This is a genomic window from Agrobacterium pusense (assembly GCF_013285525.1).
Lineage (GTDB): Bacteria > Pseudomonadota > Alphaproteobacteria > Rhizobiales > Rhizobiaceae > Agrobacterium > Agrobacterium pusense.
The window spans coordinates 290866-311243 of the sequence record NZ_CP053856.1 but is presented as its reverse complement, the minus strand read 5'-3'; the positions used below and the strand labels follow the sequence as shown (position 1 = coordinate 311243).

Below are 20378 nucleotides of genomic sequence, written 5' to 3'. Positions count from 1 at the left end.
CACTCAGTGCCCGCCCTCCGCATGAGAGCGGCGGATGCGGCGCACTACCCACCAGACGCCAAGCACGGCGAAGGGCACAGAAACGCCGGTGACCACGGCCGGGTCGACCGGCAACACATTATGGCTGATTGCCTTGGTGAGATAACCGATAAGCCCGACGACATAATAGGAGATGGCGGCGACAGACAGGCCTTCCACCGTCTGCTGCAGGCGAAGCTGCATGGCGGCGCGCTTGTTCATGGTATTGAGCAGCACGGTGTTCTGCCGTTCCAGCTCCACATCGATCCAGCTTCGAACCAGAGCCGTGGCGCGATAGAGCTTGCGCGACAGGTTGGCCTGCCGCTCTTCCACCGACTGGCAGGTGCGCATGGCCGGCGCCATGCGCCGCTCCAGAAAACTGCCCATCGTCTCATGGCCATGAACAGGCGTTTCCGCGAGCGCCCGTATGCGTTCGCGCACGATGCCGTCATAGGCGCGGCTGGCACCGAAACGATAGAGGCTGAGGGCGGCATTGGCTTCGAGTTCCGCAGCAAGCCGGGTCATTTCGGCCAGCAGCGCATCCGCCTCGTCACGCGCGCCGTTTTTCATGCATTGGGTGATGCCCGTCAAGCCATCCTCGATGCGGCGGATTTCCGGCGAGAGCGTCTGCGCCATCGGCAGGCCGAGCATGGCAAGCGTGCGATAGGTTTCGATATCGAGCAGCCGCTGCACCAGCGCGCCGCGGCTGTAATCGCTGAGGCCGCGATCGATCACCAATATCTGCGTCAGCCCGTCGCGATCCTGCCTGAAATCGGTGAGGATGGCCGCCTGACCGTCGCGCACATCGCTATGACAGAGGCTGGTCGGCTCGAAGATTGTTTCCGCCTGCGAGGTAAAACCACTCTCCGGGCGAATTTCCAGCCGCACGCCCGAGATCAGCGAGCCGGGCGGCGAAAAGCCGTCACCGAAGGGATCGCCGGCAATCTCCCCGCCAAATTTTTCCGGCGCAGGGCCATCCCAGAACCAGGTCGAGAATTCGGTATGCCGCTCCCAGCGCAATGTCCCCTGCCCCCACGGCATGGCGTGGTGACGCGCATCGCGTTCCGGCGGCGCAACACCGCGGCTGCGCGACATTTCCGCAATGACGGAATGGTGCACGGCCGAGCCGCCATCCATCATGAAGGCAAGCTGGATGATGATGCGCGACGGGGCAAGCAGCACCGTCGGCCGCGCATGCACCTCGCCCAATGCCAGCGACCGTTCCGGCGCGCTTGCGAATGCAAATCTACCCTTTGCCATTGCGATATCGTCCCCGCTTTTATGGCTGATGTCTAAGGCATCGATTGTGATGACAACACCACGATCGACGCCGATGTCACTGTTTTGATCCACCTGACAGAAAAATCCGCTGTAGTGCCCCTGTCGGGACCGCTTTAACAAAAGCCAATTCAAAAAGGCAGATGCCGTGTTGCCGCAGGCATTGATACAGCGAGCGAGAGAACTGGACAGAATATTTGACCAGTGCGAGACTTGCTTGATACTTTATACGATATCAAACACGGGCGGATTTCGCCGGAGACTTCTGCGATGGACGAAACGCTTTTTGCGCGCATCGAGCACAGCCGCACATCGCAGGAGGTGATCTTGCGTTTCGAAGAACTGATACTCGACGGCATATTGCGCGATGGCGACCGGCTGCCCGGCGAGCGGGAACTGGCGCAGAAACTCGACGTCTCGCGGCCTATCCTGCGCGAAGCGCTGAAAGAACTCGAAACCCGCGGACTTCTCGTGAGCCGGCATGGTGGCGGCACTTATGTCGCCGATATTGTCGGGGCGGTCTTTTCCGATCCCTTGAGCGCGCTGATCACCCGCCACAGCCGGGCGACGCGGGATTTTCTCGAATATCGCCGTTATATTGAAGGCATGACCGCCGAACTTGCCGCGCAGCGGGCGACAGAACCGGACAGGCGCAACCTTGCCGCCATTGTCAACCGGATGCGCGATGCGCACGAGGCAGGCCGCTTCGAAGAGGAACTGGCGGGGGATGTGGAGTTTCACAACGCCATCGGCGAAGCGGCGCACAACATTGTCCTTATGCACACGCTTCGCTCCTGCTACCGGCTGTTGAGCGATGACATCTTTTATAATCGCCACATCATCTTCAGTATCGCAGGCGCCCATGACGAGGTGCTGAGACAGCATGTCGCCATTTACGACGCCATCGTCGCCGGCGATCCGGCATCGGCACGGGCGGCGGCAGAGGCCCACATCGACTTCATCGTTGAGACGACATCCAGGGCGCATCAGGCGCGGGAATGGGACCGGATTTCCCGTTTGCGGCAGCAGCAGCGAAGTAGTTAAAAACGCCCTCAGGCGAAATACGCAATCCATTTTATTCAGGTTTTGATGGAACCTTTTGTGCTCTTCGGTCTTTTTATCGGGTTAATTGGAAAAATTTACCAAGATGGGACCCATGACAACCACGAGCGAAACTGAACGCTATCCGCGGATAGCTCTCATATCGACGCATGGCTATGTCGCCGCGCATCCGCCACTGGGCGCGGCTGATACCGGGGGGCAGGTGGTTTATGTGCTTGAGCTTGCACGCAAACTCGGCCAACTCGGTTATACCGTCGATCTTTATACGCGGCGCTTCGAAGACCAGCCGGAATTCGACGAGGTCGATGAGCGCGTCCGCGTGGTGCGCATTCCCTGCGGCGGGCGTGACTTCATTCCCAAGGAGTATCTGCACCGCCACCTGATGGAATGGTGCGAAAACGCCCTGCGTTTCATCAAGAAAAACGATCTCAACTATTCCTTCATCAACAGCCACTACTGGGACGCAGGCGTCGCCGGTCAGCGGCTTTCCGAGGCGCTGAAAATCCCGCATCTGCATACGCCGCATTCGCTGGGCATCTGGAAAAAACGCCAGATGGAAACCGACTATCCGGAAAAGGCCGATACGTTCGAACTGGAATTCAATTTCAAGGAACGCATCCAGCACGAACTCATCATCTACCGCAGCTGCGACATGGTGATCGCCACCACGCCGGTGCAGCTCGACGTGCTCATTGAAGACTACGGGCAAAAGCGCAAGCACATCCACATGATTCCGCCGGGTTATGACGACAACCGCTTTTTCCCGGTATCGGATGCGACACGGCAGATGATACGCCAGCGTTTCGGATTTGAAGGCAAGGTGGTGCTGGCGCTCGGGCGACTTGCTACCAACAAGGGCTATGACCTGCTGATCGACGGCTTTTCGGTTCTTGCCGAGCGCGAGCCGGAGGCCCGCCTGCATCTTGCCGTGGGCGGCGAGAACATGGACGAGCAGGAAACCACCATCCTCAACCAGCTCAAGGAGCGGGTGAAATCGCTCGGACTGGAGGAGAAGGTGGTATTCTCCGGCTATGTCGCGGATGAAGACCTGCCCGACATCTATCGCGCGGCCGATCTCTTCGTGCTGTCCAGCCGCTACGAGCCCTTCGGCATGACGGCCATCGAGGCGATGGCAAGCGGCACACCGACCGTTGTTACCATTCACGGCGGATTGTTCCGAGCCGTCAGCTATGGTCGCCATGCGTTATTCGCCGATCCTTTCGACAAGGAGGATCTTGGCATCACCATGATGAAGCCGTTCAAGCACGAGCGACTCTATGGACGCCTCTCCCGCATGGGCGCGCATAAGGCGCGCAGCCTCTTCACATGGACCGGGATTGCTCAGCAGCTTCTGGCCGTGGTGGAAGGCAGGACCATGATGCCGGTCCTCGAGGAAGCCGACTGGGCCGAACCATGGAATGACGGCGATTGAGACCGCTTCGCCTTTTTTCAACGGATCTCGACGGCACCGTCGTGGGCGATAATGACGCCACGCGGCGGTTCCGGGATTTCTGGCAATCATTGCCGGACGATCGCCGTCCGGTTCTGGTGTTCAACAGCGGCAGGCTGGTGGATGACCAGCTTGCCCTTCTGGAAGAAGTGCCGCTGCCCCGACCTGATTACATCATCGGCGGGGTCGGCACCATGCTGCATGCCAAGGAGCCTAGCGACCTGGAGAGCGCCTACACACATTCCCTCGGCACCGGATTCGACCCGGAGAAAATTGCCGATGTAATGAGCGCTGTTCCGGGCGTGACGATGCAGGAGGAGCGTTACCAGCATGGCCTCAAGTCCAGCTGGTTCCTGCATGATGCAGATGAAGCGGCACTGGCCGATATCGAGGCTGCGCTGATTGAGGCCGATATCGAAGCCCGGATCGTCTATTCCAGCGGGCGCGATCTGGATATATTACCGAAGGCCGCCGACAAGGGCGCGGCGCTCGCATGGTTATGTGGACAATTGCGTATCGGCCTCGACGAATCAGTGGTCGCAGGCGATACTGGCAATGATCGGGCGATGTTCGAGTTAACGGACATTCGTGGCGTCATTGTCGGCAATGCCCTGCCGGAGCTTGTATCGCTGGCTGATCTCGACAGCCGTTATTTCCGCTCGGGCGCGTCCGAAGCGGACGGCGTGGTTGAAGGCCTGCGCCATTGGGGACTGCGCCCCGCCTGAAGCGTTCCGTTATCGATGCTTTGGTTGCGAACGGTGTGAAAAGGACGCATCCGTGAGACCGCAATCGGGCTGTTTGGCCAGGGAACCACCCGGTCGAAACTTTGTTCGCAAATCTGCCGCATCATCTTTTCCGCAGGCTTCATCAGCGTGAAGACAGTAGTGGGTTATGGAGGTTGGGGGATTGGCGGAATTTACGGGATATCTATATTAGCAATTATCATAGGCAGGCAAAGAAGGACCTATTCGGATTGAAGATTTTGAATCGATTGGCGACAGATGTTGGCTTGATGTTGCGCAGACCGCCGCGGCAGCAATATGCGGCGCTCTGCTATCGGTTCTCCAAGAAAAATCCGGGGCCTGAAGTGCTGCTGCTGACAAGCAGGGACACGGGACGATGGGTCATTCCCAAAGGCTGGCCCATGGCGCATAAAAAGGCCCATGCGGTAGCCGAGCAGGAAGCCTATGAGGAAGCAGGCGTCAAGGGCACGGTGGAGAAGGCCCCCTTCGGTTACTACGAATACGAGAAAAAACTGAACAGCGGCATCAATGTGCCATGCAGGGTTCAGGTGCATCTGCTCGAAGTTTCCGAAATGCAGGATAGCTTTCCTGAAAAGGAATCCAGGCGACTGGAATGGGTCAGCCCCCAGGAGGCGACCAGACGGGTCAACGAGCCGGAACTGAAAGCGCTGATGCTCGCTTTCGACAAACGGATGACGCATTCAAAATAGTGCGGCCGCCCCAGGTGTGGCAATTTGCAGTTTGTTTTTCCAACACGGCTTTTATCGTCTTTCCTTTTGGAAAGATGTACGAGATGTAACAGTCTTTCTGTAAATTGCCTTCAACCTGCGACACTGCCGGACGAAAGGGAATGCTGGCAAACGAGGTCTGAATGGCATTGAAGCCGCCATCAAACATGAAGCCGACGCTCGACAAGGATCTCGACAAGATTACCCGTGTCGAAGAAGCGACGCTGCATGTCACACAGCAGCTTGCGGGCCTTGGCGCCGGCTTCATGTTCGTCGTTCTGGCGGCGGTCTTCGCCGGCGCTTTTGTCGTAGGCACTTCGGGCGCCGTCATCATCATCGCCGCCGTCGCCATCGGCGCCTATATGGCAATCAATATCGGCGCCAATGACGTGACGAACAATGTCGGCCCCGCGGTCGGCGCCAAGGCGATGCCGCTTGCCGTCGCGCTCATCATCGCCGCGATCTGCGAGATTGCGGGGGCGCTGATCACCGGCGGCAATGTCGTCGAAACCATTTCCAGCGGCATCATCAACATCGAGACCATTCCCGACAGAACCGTTTTCTCCTGGGCAATGCTGTCTGCGCTTCTCGCCGCCGGCCTTCTCGTCAATATCTCGACCTGGACCAGAGCACCGATTTCAACCACTCATACGGTCGTGGGCGGAGTCGCGGGCGCGGGCATGGCCGCCTACGGAGCAAAAGCAGTGGACTGGCTGTCGCTCGGCAGCATCGCCTTCGCATGGGTCCTCGCGCCTTTCATCAGCGCCGCCATAGCCATCATCATCCTTGCTTTCATCAAGGAATTCATCATTTACCGTGAGGACAAGATTGGCGCGGCGCAGCGGTGGGTGCCGGTCCTCATCGGTTTGATGGCGGGTGTTTTTACGGCTTATCTCATCTGGGTCGGGTTGCGGCAGCTCATGCATGTGTCGCTTGGCCACGCCAGCCTGATTGGGCTGGTGACCGGGCTTGTGGTCTGGCGGCTTGGCGTGCCGATCATCCGCAAGCAGTCGGAAGGACTGGAAAACCGCAACCAGTCGCTTCGCATCCTGTTCCAGTGGCCGCTCGTTCTCGCCGCCGGCCTGATGTCCTTCGCGCATGGGGCTAATGACGTTTCGAACGCCATTGGGCCTGTCGTGGCCATCGTGCGGGCCCTGCATGACGAGGCGGTGAGCACCTCTGCACGTGCGCCGCTGTGGGTGATGCTGGTCGGCGCCTTCGGGCTCTCCTGCGGTATCCTTCTTTATGGCCCGCGCCTCATCCGCCTCGTCGGTGAGCAGATCACCAAGCTCAACCCGATGCGCGCCTTCTGCGTTTCGGTGGCAACTGCGCTCACCGTTCTCGTCGCCTCGCGTTTCGGCCTGCCAGTCAGCACAACCCATACGGCGATCGGCGCGGTGTTCGGCGTCGGCTTTTTCCGCGAATGGTACACGCAATCGTCCCGCAGGCGGCAGGATCTGGTCCAGGTTGGTGACGGCCGACCCCGCCGGTCTGACAAATATGCCGACAATCCTTCGGAGATACGCCGCCGATATCTTGTCCGCCGCTCCCACTTCATGACGATCATCGCCGCCTGGCTGGTCACCGTTCCCTCCAGTGCAGCGCTCGCCGCGCTGCTCTACTGGTTCATGTCCTTCCTCTTTCTCTAAAGCCGAAAAATCCCATGCGCGCCAATTTCCGGATGCAACGCCTGTATATCGAAGCCAGCCTTGCCGAAGGCGTCGCGCTGGAGGCGACCGCCGAACAGTTCAACTATCTCGCCAATGTGCTGCGCATGACCGATGGTGCGGAAATCCTGCTGTTCAACGGTCGGGACGGCGAGTGGAGAGCGAAACTTGCCTTTCCGAGCCGCAAGAAGATCGTGCTCGTCCCCCTCGAACAGACGCGGCCTCAGCCAAACCCCGCGGACCTGCATTATCTTTTCGCGCCGCTGAAAGTCGGGCGCATGGATTACCTGGTGCAGAAGGCGGTGGAGATGGGGGCCGGCCTGTTGCAGCCGGTGATGACACAGCATGTCCAAGGCAAGATCCACAACACCGAAAAATTGCGCGCCAACGCCATCGAAGCCGCCGAGCAGTGCGGCATACTGTCCCTGCCCGAGGTAGCCGAGCCGGTGAAACTGAAGGACATACTGGACACCTGGCCCCACGACCGGCGCATCATCTATTGCGACGAAGGCGATACGGGGCAAAATCCGCTGCCGATCCTGCAGGCAGTGAAGGAACGCAAAATCGCATTGCTGGTCGGTCCGGAAGGTGGATTCTCGGAGGAAGAAAGGGAGCTTCTGCGCAGCCTCGACTTCGTCACCCCCATTCCGCTCGGGCCGCGCATTCTGAGGGCAGATACGGCTGCGGTTGCCGCACTGGCGGTCATTCAGGCCACGGTCGGCGACTGGAACTGAATGCTCCGTTGCTCTTCATGCATCTTTAAAAGAAATTCATTTGCCTCCAGCTACGATACGGCCCTATCTGCCAATCATATGCCTCGCCGCAACAGAGACGTCATAACAAGGTAAGCCATGGCACGCGACACGACCGACCAGACCCCCCTTTCCTCCGTTACGGAGCTTACCGATTATCTGGCGGGCGGTAACAAAGCTGAAGCCGATTTTCGTATCGGCACCGAGCACGAAAAATTCGCCTTTTTCCGCGAGGACAACCGGCCGGTTCCTTATTTCGGCGATGCCAGCATTTCCGCACTTTTGAAGGGCATGCAGGAGAAGCTCGGCTGGGACCCGATAATGGACGGTGAAAACATTATCGGCCTCGGCGAACAACACGGCATGGGTGCCATCTCCATCGAACCGGGCGGGCAGTTCGAACTTTCGGGCGCGCCGCTTGAGAACCTGCACCAGACCTGCAAGGAATCCAACCAGCATCTGGCGACGCTGCGCGAAGTGGCGGAGCCGATGGGCATCCGTTTCCTCGGCATCGGCGGCAGCCCGCTGTGGACCTTTGACGAAACGCCACGCATGCCGAAATCGCGCTACGCGATCATGACGCGCTACATGCCGAAAGTCGGGACCAAGGGTCTCGACATGATGTACCGCACCTGCACCATTCAGGTTAATCTCGACTTTTCATCCGAAGCCGACATGCGCCAGAAGATGCGTGTTTCCATGAAGCTGCAGTCTCTGGCAACGGCGCTTTTCGCCTCGTCGCCCTTTACGGAGGGCAAACCGAACGGTCTTCTCTCGTGGCGCGGCGATATCTGGCGCGATACTGACAATCGCCGCTCGGGCGTCTTGCCCTTCACCTTCAACGAGGATTTCGGGTTCAAGGACTATGTGGAATGGGCGCTCGACGTGCCGATGTATTTCATCGTGCGCGACGGCAAATACCATGATTGCACCCATGTCACCTTCCGTCAGTTCATGAATGGCGCGCTCAAGGGCGAAATCGCCGCATGGGAACCGACCATGGGCGACTGGACGAACCATCTCTCCACCCTGTTCCCCGATGTACGCCTGAAGCGTTTTCTGGAAATGCGCGGCGCCGACGGCGGCCCGTGGAGACGCATATGCGCCCTGCCAGCCTTCTGGGTCGGCCTTCTCTACGATCGGCAAGCGCTGGACGCTGCCGACGCACTGACGGCGGCCTGGAGCTTCGACGAGGTCATCGCCCTTCGTGATGCGGTTCCGGCCAAGGGACTGAATGCCGAAATCGCCGGCAAGCCACTTCTCGGTATCGCGCGCGAAGTGCTCGATATTTCCCGCACCGGACTGAAAAACCGCAACCGGCTGAATGGCGAAGGTCAGGACGAGACCGTATTCCTGTCCTCGCTGGACGAGGTATTGGCGAAGAAAACGACACTCGCCGAAGATTTGCTGGCGCTTTACAATGGCCGCTGGGACGGCTCGGTTCTTCCTGTGTTTGAGGAATACCAGTATTAAAACCAGCGGAACCGCTTCGGGTTTTCGCGAGAGCGCCAATCGCAGACATAAAAAAACCCGGTGCGGCCGAGGGGGCCTGACACCGGGCAAAGGCAGGGCTATTGGCAAATCACCCTGCGGGGAAACCTTTCGGCTGGAGGGCCTCTCCGGCAGCTGGAGGCCCGCCGGATGGCACTATTTCAAAGGGTCTTGAACCTTGTTACGGCCCGTCGACGTGCCGCGCGGGTCAGATGAGCGGTGGGATCTTCCAGCAGGCCCGTGTTGAGGGCGTCGCTGACGTCCGATCTTGCCAGGCCGATATCGGCGAGAAGACGATCATCCAGCTCGGTGAGGCCATTCGCCACGATACGATTGTAGATGCGCTGCACGAAGGTCTTGACGCGGAAAGCGACGCGGCGGAACGTATCGTTCGGCCGTGCTGTTGCAAGTTCCAGTTCCATTCTCCGTTCTGCCGTGCGCATGACACTTATCCTTTCGTAACGGCACGATGCGGCACCGCCCCCGGCGCACCACGCGCGAGAAGCTGCCTCGGGTTGGGGGCCTGACGTTTCGCCGGCCCGGGGTTGAGATTGATTTGCTTGGTGTCAAAATGTCGCAAGACTATTGATCAGTCCAACGAATGTTTCTAATGTAAGACATCAATCATTCTGATGGATGACTATCCATGTCCGCACCTCTCGACATAGACCAGCTGCACACCTTCATCGCCATCGTCGATACGGGCAGCTTCACCAAGGCCGCAGATCGCGTTTTCAAGACACAGTCCGCCGTCTCGATGCAGATGCGACGGCTGGAAGAACGCATCGGCAAACAGCTCTTCGCCAAGGACGGGCGGGGCAACCGCCTGACGGCGGAAGGCGAAAAGCTGATGAACTATGCCCGCCGCATCATCCGCCTCAATAACGAGGCGATCGCCGCCTTCGATGACAACCGGCTGGAGGGCACGCTGCGCATCGGCACGCCCGATGACTATGCCGACCGCTACATGCCCGAGATCATCGGGCGTTTCGCGAAGACTCATCCGAATGTCGAGCTTTACATCGTCTGCGAGCCGTCGGTTAGCCTTGCGGAAAAAATGGCGCGCGGCGAACTGGATATCGCTCTCGTCACCCACAATCCGCGGGCCCGCTCGTCGGATGTGGTGCGCACCGAACCGCTGTGCTGGGTCGCTTCCGCCAACCATCCGCTGAAGGACGATGCCCCGGTGCCCCTCGCCGTCGGACGACGTGACTGCCACTGGCGCCAGCTCGCCTGTTCGGCGCTCGATGCCGACGGGCGCGATTACCAGGTGCTGTTTACCAGCTGGTCTTCAACCGTCGTTGCCGCCGCCGTGCTGGCGGGCATGGCTGTTTCGGTGCTGCCGGAATCGGCGCTGCGCACCGGCATGAAGGTTCTGACCGCCGCAGACGGCTTCCCGCCGCTGCCGCCGGTGCAGATCGGCCTGATGAAACGACCGGGCCTTTCCCCATCGCTGGTGAATGCCATCACCGACCATATCACCGCCTGCCTCGACAATATCTCACCGATGAGCGTGGTCGACGAGATGGACAGCGATGTGAAGACCTATCCGAAGATGCCGCGCCTGCGCGCCGGGCATATGCTGCCGGGCTGGTAATCCGGCGGCGGATCGCCGAGCGCGCCCTGCTGACAAGCCGGTCCGAACGCGCCTATCGCGCGCGCAGCGTCGCTACCGCCAGCAGCGTATCGCCGCTGATTCCCGCAGAGCCGCTGCCATTGAACAGCATCATGATGGGATCTGTGGTGTTCTGCGCGTTGTCATACATGACGGTAAAACGCGCGACGAGCTTCTTTACCTTTTCCGGGTCCTGAAAATCCTTGATGTCGAAATATTTCTTCATCATCGCCACCTGCGTATCGACCGGGGCATTGCCGAGTTCGTCAGGAATGCCGAAGGTGGTGTTGATGAAACTCTGGATCGCGGTATCGGCAAGAATGGAATAATAGGACGTCGTGCCTGCCGCGATGCGCTTGAAATAAAGCGCCAGACGGACGCCGGCATTCTCTTCGCCCGCCTGCGTCTCCAGGGTCTGGGTCAGATAATTGTCCAGTGTCTCGTAGAGACCGCGCCGAGTCTGGATCAGGCTGCGGTCTTCGTGAAGGATATTGCCGTCAGAATCGAAGTTGAAGGCGGTGACGAGACGGCGGAAGACCGGGTCCATTTCCTTGTTGAGATAGCTTTCGCCATCATCCAGTTTCGACGAGAACATCTTCTGCAGCTGTTCCTTCGTTACAGTTTTGGGATCGATACCAAGCGATTCCATCGCGAATTCCGTAAGACGATCATTGCTCAGAAAATCCTTGAGCGTCTTGATCTTCTGCATCTCGCCCGTGAAATATTCCGCCTCCTTCTTGGCGGTTTCCTTGTCTTTCTCAGTGCCGAAAGCCGACTTCTTCTTGATGTAGTCAGCCGACATGGTCTGCATCTCGATTTCCGACTGTGCCAGCACCGGGGAGCCCAGACTTCCGTCCGGTGCGAAGTTGAAAAGCTCCGCCAGTTTGACATAGCGCTCGTCTTTCAGCGTATAGACGTAGCTCTTTTTGTCCTGAAGATCGCTGGTGAGGACCTTGCGAATATCCGCCGCATTCACCTTGGCCGGATCGAGGCCGACGGCCTTCAGCGCATAATTATAGACTGCGCTGCTGTCGAGGAAATCCTTGACGGAGGTGACGCTTCTAATGTCACTCTTGAATAAGGTCAGCGCCTTCTCGTCGGCGGCGTCATCCTTTTCGCCGTAATGGGTCATGTAGCCGCTTGTCGTGGTCGCGGTCTGCAGCGTCGTTTGCGGCATCGTGCCGTCGGCAAGCGTTCCGTCCGTCTTGAAATTGAACGCGTTCCTCATGGCGAGGTAGCGCTTGTCGTTCTTGCCGAAAGTCGCGATGTAATTGTTCGGGTCGTTCAGGTCGCTGGTCAGGATGTTCTCGATGGTCGCCGTCACGATCGTCAGGTCGTTAAGGTCAAAGGCAACCTTGATATAGTTGAGGAGACGCGTATCCGCGAGCAGTTCGTCCACGGTCTTGATCGAACCGATCTTCGATTCGAAATAGTCCCGGTTCAGCGTGGCGACCGTCGGTGTCACGCGCGGTGCGCTGCTGATGTAGGCATCCGTCATCACCTTGATATTGTCAGCTTTCTGCGCTCCGCCGGCGGCAACGGTGCCATCGTTTTTGAATTCGAAGGCGGCGGCGAGCTGTGCCATCTTGTTATATTGGGTAACGGCATTTGAAAGCGTCGTCTGTTCTGCGGTGATCGCGGCAAGCTTCGCTTCCCACTCGCTCTTGGGTGGCAACACGGCTTCGAGCTGCGTCAGCTGGTCCTGCCTGGTAACTTTTTCCGCCTCGAGCGCCGTGCGCTGCTCGTCTGTCAGTTCCGTTCCCGCGAGCGAAGTGTCGATTGCGGCGATCCGCGCCGTGACCTCCGCGTGCAGTTCGATATTACCTTTCATGGTCAGCTTTTCGACCGCATCATTATAGGCAGCGCCAAATTTCTGATTGAGGTAGCTGTCGGGATCGGCGATGTCGCTCGTCATCAATCCCCGGATATGGGAATAGGTATAGGTCTTCTCATCGATGCTGAAGACCTGAAATATATAGGCGCGGGCCCTGTCGTTCTGGAGCAGCTGATCAACGTTGGTGACCGTGCCGATGATCGCCTTGTAATAGCGGGTCTCTTCGGCAAGGCTGTCATCCATGTCGGTGATTGACGTCCCGTAGAGCCCGATCATCTTGTCGAGCTGTGCCTCCGTCTGAACCGTCTTTGTCGAGGCCGTGAAATTGAAGGCAGCGGCAAATTCCCGATACCGCTCGTCCGTCAGCTTGTTGGCGAAGCTGTTCTGGTCGTTCAGGTCGCTCTCCAGCACCTTTTTCATGAAAGCCTTGGCATAGGTCATCTCGCCGAGGCCGAAGGCATCCATGGCATAGGAATAGAGCTGATAGTTATCGAGGAATTCATCGACGCTTTTCACATTGCCGATGTTTTCCTTGTAATATTTCGTCTGACGCTCGGTGATTGCCTGCTGCGACACGCGCGAAATGCTTGTCTTCATATCGCGGTTGATGAGGTCGTAGCTGAGATAAGTCGATACCATCCGAATGCCCCCTGGAGCCGCGCTCGTCCCCGTGGGACGTCGAAACTCCGCTTGAATCCGCCCCACCATGCCTCCATCCGGAAGCGCGGCAGGGCCCGACGCGACTATGCAGGACGCGCCTTGCCCGGAGCTTGAAAGAGCACAATTTCGACCGGGATAAAAACCGCATTGTCCCGATCTCCTTTACTCAAGCGAAACCATGCCACAGTGTGTTTTGCTAACCATTTGGGAATGCAAAGTTTTCTTAACCGCGATTTTTAAGCAGTCTCGAACAGGCGGCGGATATTCTCCTGACATCAGAGGACGAAAAGTCCCGATGAGAAGACCGGAAACCGGCTCTCAGGTAAAACAAGGGTAGAATAAACATGACCAAGACCGTTCTGAAGCCCGACTGGGCCGTCGCCACTCTCAGGTTAGACCCGGCACGTTTTCCGCAACAGGTCACCTATGGAAAAGGCAATGGCGCGACCGATGTCGCCGTCACCCTCGATGAACGGGGCGCCGTTCTGAGAAAGGTTCTGTCCTCTTCCGGCCTGCCTCTGTCCTTCGCCCTGCCTGCCCGCGCCTTCAAGGGTGTTGCCGCCCGCGCCATCGACCATGGTGACGGGCAGGTGACGGTGACTCTCGAGCTGCATCACGACGATCCGGACCTTTGCGTTCCGCTTCTCGTCGCCCACGATCTGTGCGATATCGCCGCCGACTGGCGCAGCTGGTCCGAGGCCTACCGCATTCCCATGCTGATGGTGGAAGCCGATGGCGTCGCCCGTCCGCTGGAAGAACATCTCGGCAAGGTGCGCACCCAGAATACCCGTCCGCGCCGCCGCCATTCCTATTTCGCGGAGCGCCGCCCGCGCTTCCTCGTTCGCCGTTCCACCGGTTCGCTCGGCATGAGCATGAAGATCGAGGGCAAGGAAATCATCGCCCGCAACTGATCTTCTTCATAACACAAAAAGCCCGGCGCGGATGACGCGACCGGGCTTTTTCTCATTCGCTATTCCCGCAGCTTACACCAGCAGCAGCGGCAGAATGAGCCCTGCGAAAATCAGCACGCCGACGCGGTTGTTGGATTTGAACAGCACGAGACACTGGTCAACGTCATCGATATCAAGCACGCATACCTGCCGGAACAGCATGAGAGCCGCGGCGGCAAGTCCGCTATAAGCAATGACGTTAACACCCGCCGTCCAGAACGACAGGAACATCATGGCAAGGGCTGTGCCATAAAGGAAAACCAGCCAGCGATGTGTGTTTTCTCCAAACAGGAGGGCGGTAGAACCGATGCCCACCGCCGTGTCATCTTCCTTGTCCTGGTGGGCGTAAATTGTATCATAACCGATCGTCCAGGCGATGGAGCCGACATAAAGCAGGACAGCCGGCCAGGCAATCGATCCGAACTGCCCCGCCCAGCCCATCAGCGCGCCCCAGGAAAAGGCAAGGCCGAGGAAAAATTGCGGCCAGTTGGTGAAGCGCTTGGCGAAGGGATAGATCGCCACGAAGAACAGCGAGAACATACCGGTCGCGATTGCGAAAGTGTTGAACTGCAGGAGGACGACCAGCCCGGCAAGCGCCTGCAGGACGATGAAGACCTTGGCCTGTCCGCGGCTCACCCGGCCCGACGGCAGCGGTCGCGAGCGGGTGCGCGCCACTGCCGTGTCGATCTTGTGGTCGGCCAGATCATTATAGGTGCAGCCCGCGCCGCGCATCGCCACCGATCCGATGAAGAACAGCACTAGGTGCCAGAGCAGCGTGCCCCAGGAAAAGCCGCCGGTCGACACCGCCGCGTTAGCCGCGAGGGCTGCGGACCAGAAGCATGGCCACATCAGCAATTGCCAGCCGATGGGTCGATCCCACCGGGCCAGCTGCGCATAGGGCCAGAGGGGCCTCGGCAAAATCCGATAGACCCAGTTATTGGATGGCGCGTCGGAGACGCGGTCTGACAAATCGCTGTGGTGAACCATGGGATGGTTCTACAGCATCAGCCGCAAAATCGGAATGGATTTCAGCAGCCGACCGTACACGCAGAAAAGCCCCGCAGCTGTTCGCGGCGGGGCTTTTCAGGAGCATATCTCCACTCGTGTCAGGGCAGGGAGAAATTGAATTTGTAGCTCGCCTGAACCCCGATGATGAACTGGTTCTTCGAACCGCGCTCGCGCACGAGCGAACTGTCCGCGGCATCGCCGGTCAGGCGGCGATATTCCGCAAAGGAGCCGACTTCGGCATTTTCGGTGACTTTCCAGGTGATGGCGGCGCCGATACCGGCCGAATGCAGGCCGCCGCCCGGGCTATAGGGCGATGGCGCGCCGGCGGCCGCCTGTGCCGCACTCACACCGTAATAACGTTCATTGTATTTGCTGCTCACCCACGTGGCGCGCGGGCCGGCCGAAATCTGGATGCCGGGGGCGATATCGGTGAAGGCATCGACAGCGACATCGCCGACCACGCCGCTATGGCTGCGGATGCCCTGACGAACTTCGCCGCGAACGCGCAGCCAGTCGGTCGGATAAGCCTCGGCAAAACCACCAAGCTCGCCGCCGCGCTTGATACGCGTCATGCCCTTCAGATCGGCAGAATCACCCTCATCACGTGGAGAAATCAGGCGGCCGGCGAGACCCATGCTGATCGGACCGTTATCCAGAAGCGAGATGGAGGCGCTGTCGTTCCGGGAGGTGAAACGGGCGCCCTGCCCCTGACGGCCGAGGGAAATGATGGGCGAAAAGCCGAATTCATTCTTGTTATCGCCCTGATATTTCGGCGCAGTGAAACCCGCGCCGCCGAGTTTCAGATACCAGTCGCCGGAAAACCAGCCATCCGCATGGGCATTGCCCACGGCAAAAAGCGATACAACACAGGCGGCAACGGCCGCTGATGGCTTGAACATGAAAGAACCCCAGAAACGCAATACAGACAGGTGTCCGTAGAATTAGAGGGATTGTCTTTCCATTCGATTAACCAGTGCGTTAAGAAGCAGACACCACTGCGAGGCTCACGACACGGCGCCAAACCTCTCGTTCGTCATGCTCGGGCCTGTCCCGAGCATCTGCGACCGAAGGACTTTACGCAACGTGGATAGATCTTCGGAACAAGCCCGAGGGTGACGCCGAGATTGCGGAGACGCTTGTCAATACTCTCCGCAATTCGGTCACTCGTCGCCCACACCGTCGTCAGAATGTCACTTTCTCCAGCGGCGCCCGGGTCTTCTCAAACTCCAGCAGCTTTGCCTCGTTCTGCGCAATGTAGTCGCGATTATGCGGCACGGCATCGCGGTCCTTGGCGATCTGGATCTGGAAGATGTGGAAGTTTTCATGGGTGAAGGCCATTTCCGACCCCGCCAGATAAAACTCCCACATGCGGAAGAAGCGCTCATCGTAAAGCGCGATCGCTTCTGCCCTGCGTGCCACGAAACGTTCCCGCCAGTGGCGAAGCGTATGGGCATAATGCATGGGCAGAATTTCGATATCCTTCACCAGCAGCCGCGACTTCTCGATGGCCGGCAACACTTCCGCGAGCGATGGGATATAGCCACCCGGGAAAATATATTTTTCGATGAAGGGGTTGGTCGCCAGTGCCGGATAGGGCTGCCCGATGGAATGCAGCACCATCACGCCCTTATCATCAAGCACCTCCGCCACCTTCTCGAAATAGTCGCGATAATGGGTCGGCCCGACATGTTCGAACATGCCGACGGAGACGATGCGGTCGTATTTTTTCGAGGAAGGCAGATAACGATAATCCTGCAACTCAAAGCGGACATTGCCGGCAAGACCGCGTTTTGCGGCTCGGTCACGGGAAACGCGCAGCTGTTCCTCGCTAAGCGTGATGCCGGTGACATCGGCTCCGGCGCTCTCGGCGATATACATGGCCATGCCGCCCCAGCCGGAGCCGATTTCCAGAACACTCTGGCCCGGCTCGGTCATCAGCTTGGCGGCAATGTGCCGCTTTTTCGCGACCTGCGCCTCATAGAGGCTGATGCCGGGCGGATTGAAATAGGCGCAGGAATATTGCCAGTCCTCATCGAGAAAGAGGTCAAACAGCTTTGCGCTCAGATCATAATGGTGGGCGACGTTGCTCTTGTTGTGATTGACCGGCAGATGCATCTTGATGCGGGCGGCGATGATGCGAGCCATGCCACGCCAGATCATGCCGAAGGACAGGGCTTCGCTCAGCGTATTGCTTTTGACCAGCGCCAGAAAATCATAAATGTCGCCTTCCGCGACCTTCACGCGGCCTTCCATGTACATTTCAGCAAGCTTGAGCGCCGGATCGGCGGCAATCTCCTGCATGGCGGCTTCGTCGGTGAAGTTGAGAACCACCTTCTTTCCGGCACCATTGCCAAATGTGCGGCTGCCGCCGGGGCTGTTGACGGTCAGATCACCGTTCTTGATTATCTTTTCGAGAAGAACATGCAGAGACGACGCCATGGCACCCCCAATTGCTAAGTCTCACTTATCAATTTTGCTGACCGTATTCCTTTCGGCATAAGTTGCAAGATAGTCTTATTTCAAAAAAATTGAACGATTTCATCAAGCAAAAAGCCCTGCCGAGGTGTATGGCAGGGCCTTACTCAGAAAAATCATTTCAACCGCAGGTCAGCGCCGCTTCATGGCTTCAGCCAGGGCAGCTGCCAGTGCACCACCGGATTGCGACCCCTCGTTGCGATCTTTGGGCTTGGCTGTCGCGTGGCGCATGGCGTTTGTATTGCCCCTCTCCCGCATCGGCTGCGGCGCAGCCTCACCACCATCCTTACGCATGGTCAGCCCGATGCGCTTGCGCTTCACATCCACTTCAACGACTCGCACCTTGACGACATCACCCGCCTTGACGACCTCATGCGGGTCTTTGACGAAACGGTCGGCGAGCTGCGAGACATGCACCAGCCCGTCCTGATGCACGCCGATATCCACGAAGGCGCCGAAGGCAGCCACATTGGTAACGGTGCCTTCAAGCAACATGCCGGGTTTCAGATCGGTGATCTCGTCCACACCCTCGGCAAAGGTCGCGGTCTTGAAGCTCGGGCGCGGGTCACGGCCGGGCTTTTCCAGTTCGGCGATGATGTCCTTGACGGTCGGCAGGCCGAATTGCTCATCTATGAACTTCTTAGGGTCAAGCGACTTCAAGGTGGCGCTATCGCCCATCAGCGAGCGCAGATCGCGGCCGCAGGCGGCGACGATCTTCTTCGCCACGCCATAGGCTTCCGGGTGAACGGACGAGGCATCCAGCGGCTCCTTGCCGTTTGGAATGCGCAGGAAGCCCGCGCATTGTTCGAAGGTGCGCTGGCCGAGGCGCGGCACTTTGAGCAATTCCTTGCGGCTCGCGAATGGACCGGTCTGATCGCGATGGGCAACGATGGCATCGGCAATCGAGGCACCGAGACCGGAAACCCGCGCCAGAAGCGGCGACGAGGCCGTGTTGAGGTCTACGCCGACGGCATTCACGGCATCTTCCACGACAGCATCGAGCGAGCGGCTGAGGCGGCCCTGATCGACATCGTGCTGGTATTGACCGACGCCGATAGATTTCGGCTCGATCTTCACCAGTTCCGCCAGCGGGTCCTGAAGGCGGCGGGCGATGGAGACTGCTCCACGTAGCGAAACGTCGAGATTGGGGAATTCGGCCGCCGCCCGTTCCGAAGCGGAATAGACGGATGCGCCCGCCTCCGACACAATGACCTTGGTGGGCTTTATACCGGAAGCGGAAGCCGGCAGCTGGGCCAGAAGATCGGCCACCAGCTTTTCCGTCTCGCGGCTGCCGGTGCCATTGCCGATGGCGATCAGCTCGACATTGTGCTTGCGAATGAGCAAGGCGAGTTCCGCCTGCGCGCCGCGCACGTCGTTCTTCGGCTGGAAGGGGTAAACCGTCGAGGTGTCCAGCAGCTTGCCGGTGCCATCGACCACGGCCACCTTGACGCCGGTGCGGATGCCCGGATCGAGACCCATGGTGGCGCGCGATCCGGCGGGGGCGGCCAGCAGGAGATCCTTGAGGTTCCGTGCGAAGACGTTGATCGCCTCTTCTTCCGCCCGCTCACGCAACTCGCGCATCAGGTCGAGCGACAGCGACATGGAGAGTTTCACGCGCCAGGTCCAGCCGGCGACCTCCATCAGCCATTGATCGGCGGGGCCAGCATTGCGGATATCGAAGGCGGCGGCGATGGTGCGCTGCGCCGGCTTCACCGGTGCGGGATCGTCTGCATCGACATCGATCGTCAATGTCAGAATTTCCTCGTTCCAGCCGCGCAGCATGGCGAGCGCCCGGTGGCCCGGCACGCTTGCCCAGCGTTCGGAATGGTCGAAATAATCGGAAAATTTCTCGCCGGCCGCCTGTTTGCCATCCACCACCTTGGCGCGGAAGGTGGCGTTCTGGCGCATGTAATCGCGCAGGCGGCCAAGCAGATCGGCATTTTCCGTCATGGTTTCAGCCACGATGTCGCGCGCGCCCTCGAGCGCCGCCTTCACATCGGCCACCTCGCCCTGCACATAGGCCTCCGCCAGTTTCGCCGGATCGGCGGCGCGGTTTTCCCATATTGCTTCGGCAAGCGGCCCGAGGCCCCTTTCGCGGGCGATTTCGGCACGGGTGCGGCGCTTCGGCTTATAGGGCAGGTAGAGGTCTTCCAGCTCGGCCTTGGTGCCCGCCTGCATGATCTTGACCATCAGCTCATCGGTCATCTTTCCCTGCCCGCTGATGGAATCGACGATGGAAGAGCGACGTGCATTGAGTTCGCGCAGATAGACAAGGCGTTCGGAAAGCGTGCGCAGCTGGGTATCGTCAAGCCCTCCCGTCACTTCCTTGCGGTATCTGGCGATGAAGGGAACGGTCGCGCCCTCGTCCAGCAGGGTCACCGCCGCCTTTACCTGATCGGGGCGGGCGTTGATTTCGGAGGCGATGAGCGTGGCGAGGCGGGCGTTGTCTGCGGTCATATGGGTCTCTGCTGTCATATCTGGAGCGGCGACCATAATGTCTGATTGTGGCGTGACAACAAGAGGCGACAACGATTCCACAGGAAAGGCTGACTTCAGGGGAAAGACAGGCAATTCATCGTAGTGACCGCGGCGTCTCGAAAAGCGATTTCTGATGCAGAACGGCACCATCCGCACACCGTCACCCCGG

General features: G+C 59.1%; 16 protein-coding genes. 9 read left to right on the top strand and 7 right to left on the bottom strand.

Annotated features, from left to right (window positions below; all coding sequences use genetic code 11):
• Positions 1-3: 3 nt before the first annotated feature.
• Positions 4-1278: a DUF3422 domain-containing protein gene (locus HQN82_RS01450; protein ID WP_173614466.1), complete on the bottom strand. Its 1275-nt coding sequence runs from the start codon at positions 1276-1278 to the stop codon at positions 4-6.
• A 288-nt stretch (positions 1279-1566) separates the two neighbouring features.
• Between HQN82_RS01450 and HQN82_RS01445 the strand changes: the two genes are divergently transcribed.
• From HQN82_RS01445 to HQN82_RS01415, 7 genes are all read left to right on the top strand, one after another.
• Positions 1567-2340, top strand: a complete 774-nt coding sequence (locus HQN82_RS01445; RefSeq protein WP_113380340.1) for a FadR/GntR family transcriptional regulator — start codon at positions 1567-1569, stop codon at positions 2338-2340.
• 103 nt (positions 2341-2443) lie between these two features.
• A complete protein-coding gene (locus tag HQN82_RS01440; RefSeq protein ID WP_004440158.1) occupies positions 2444-3790 on the top strand; it encodes a glycosyltransferase family 4 protein in 1347 nt (448 codons plus the stop codon).
• On the top strand, positions 3787-4533 hold the full coding sequence (locus HQN82_RS01435) for an HAD-IIB family hydrolase (protein WP_112767085.1): 747 nt from the start codon (positions 3787-3789) through the stop codon (positions 4531-4533). Before HQN82_RS01440 ends, HQN82_RS01435 begins: the two co-directional genes overlap by 4 nt.
• 287 nt (positions 4534-4820) lie before the next feature.
• A complete protein-coding gene (locus tag HQN82_RS01430; RefSeq protein ID WP_034495984.1) occupies positions 4821-5261 on the top strand; it encodes an NUDIX hydrolase in 441 nt (146 codons plus the stop codon).
• Between the two features lie 161 nt (positions 5262-5422).
• Positions 5423-6928: an inorganic phosphate transporter gene (locus tag HQN82_RS01425; protein WP_006699491.1), complete on the top strand. Its 1506-nt coding sequence runs from the start codon at positions 5423-5425 to the stop codon at positions 6926-6928.
• 14 nt (positions 6929-6942) lie between these two features.
• Entirely contained in the window at positions 6943-7680 is a 738-nt protein-coding gene (locus HQN82_RS01420; RefSeq protein ID WP_004440149.1) for a 16S rRNA (uracil(1498)-N(3))-methyltransferase, read from the top strand.
• 117 nt (positions 7681-7797) lie between these two features.
• Positions 7798-9171, top strand: a complete 1374-nt coding sequence (locus tag HQN82_RS01415) for a glutamate--cysteine ligase (protein ID WP_022555671.1) — start codon at positions 7798-7800, stop codon at positions 9169-9171.
• Positions 9172-9350: 179 nt separating this feature from the next.
• Here the strand turns inward: HQN82_RS01415 and HQN82_RS01410 are convergent, their stop codons facing one another.
• Positions 9351-9632, bottom strand: coding sequence for a YjiS-like domain-containing protein (locus HQN82_RS01410; protein ID WP_004440146.1), 282 nt, complete (start codon positions 9630-9632; stop codon positions 9351-9353).
• A gap of 203 nt (positions 9633-9835) precedes the next feature.
• Here HQN82_RS01410 and HQN82_RS01405 point away from each other — a divergent pair, with 203 nt between their 5' ends.
• Complete coding sequence (locus HQN82_RS01405; protein ID WP_004440144.1) at positions 9836-10786, top strand: LysR substrate-binding domain-containing protein; 951 nt, start codon at positions 9836-9838, stop codon at positions 10784-10786.
• A 52-nt stretch (positions 10787-10838) separates the two neighbouring features.
• On the opposite strand, the gene HQN82_RS01400 is transcribed toward HQN82_RS01405, so the two are convergent.
• Positions 10839-13277 (bottom strand): DUF1217 domain-containing protein, encoded by a 2439-nt coding sequence (locus tag HQN82_RS01400; RefSeq protein WP_173614465.1) that lies wholly within the window; start codon positions 13275-13277, stop codon positions 10839-10841.
• Between the two features lie 365 nt (positions 13278-13642).
• Here HQN82_RS01400 and HQN82_RS01395 point away from each other — a divergent pair, with 365 nt between their 5' ends.
• The gene (locus HQN82_RS01395) at positions 13643-14209 is read left to right on the top strand and encodes a DUF6101 family protein (RefSeq protein ID WP_004440141.1); all 567 of its coding nucleotides are present in this window, start codon (positions 13643-13645) and stop codon (positions 14207-14209) included.
• A 72-nt stretch (positions 14210-14281) separates the two neighbouring features.
• Here HQN82_RS01395 and ubiA read toward each other — a convergent pair whose 3' ends face one another.
• The 4 genes from ubiA to HQN82_RS01375 form a co-directional block, all read right to left on the bottom strand.
• A complete protein-coding gene (gene ubiA, locus HQN82_RS01390) occupies positions 14282-15235 on the bottom strand; it encodes a 4-hydroxybenzoate octaprenyltransferase (RefSeq protein WP_173614464.1) in 954 nt (317 codons plus the stop codon).
• Positions 15236-15354: 119 nt separating this feature from the next.
• A complete protein-coding gene (locus HQN82_RS01385) occupies positions 15355-16155 on the bottom strand; it encodes a MipA/OmpV family protein (RefSeq protein ID WP_112553586.1) in 801 nt (266 codons plus the stop codon).
• A 283-nt stretch (positions 16156-16438) separates the two neighbouring features.
• Positions 16439-17695 carry a cyclopropane fatty acid synthase gene (locus HQN82_RS01380; RefSeq protein WP_112767082.1) on the bottom strand — a complete coding sequence of 419 codons (1257 nt, stop codon included), beginning with the start codon at positions 17693-17695 and terminating at the stop codon, positions 16439-16441.
• Positions 17696-17863: 168 nt separating this feature from the next.
• Entirely contained in the window at positions 17864-20188 is a 2325-nt protein-coding gene (locus HQN82_RS01375; RefSeq protein ID WP_112767081.1) for a Tex family protein, read from the bottom strand.
• Positions 20189-20378: the final 190 nt, after the last annotated feature.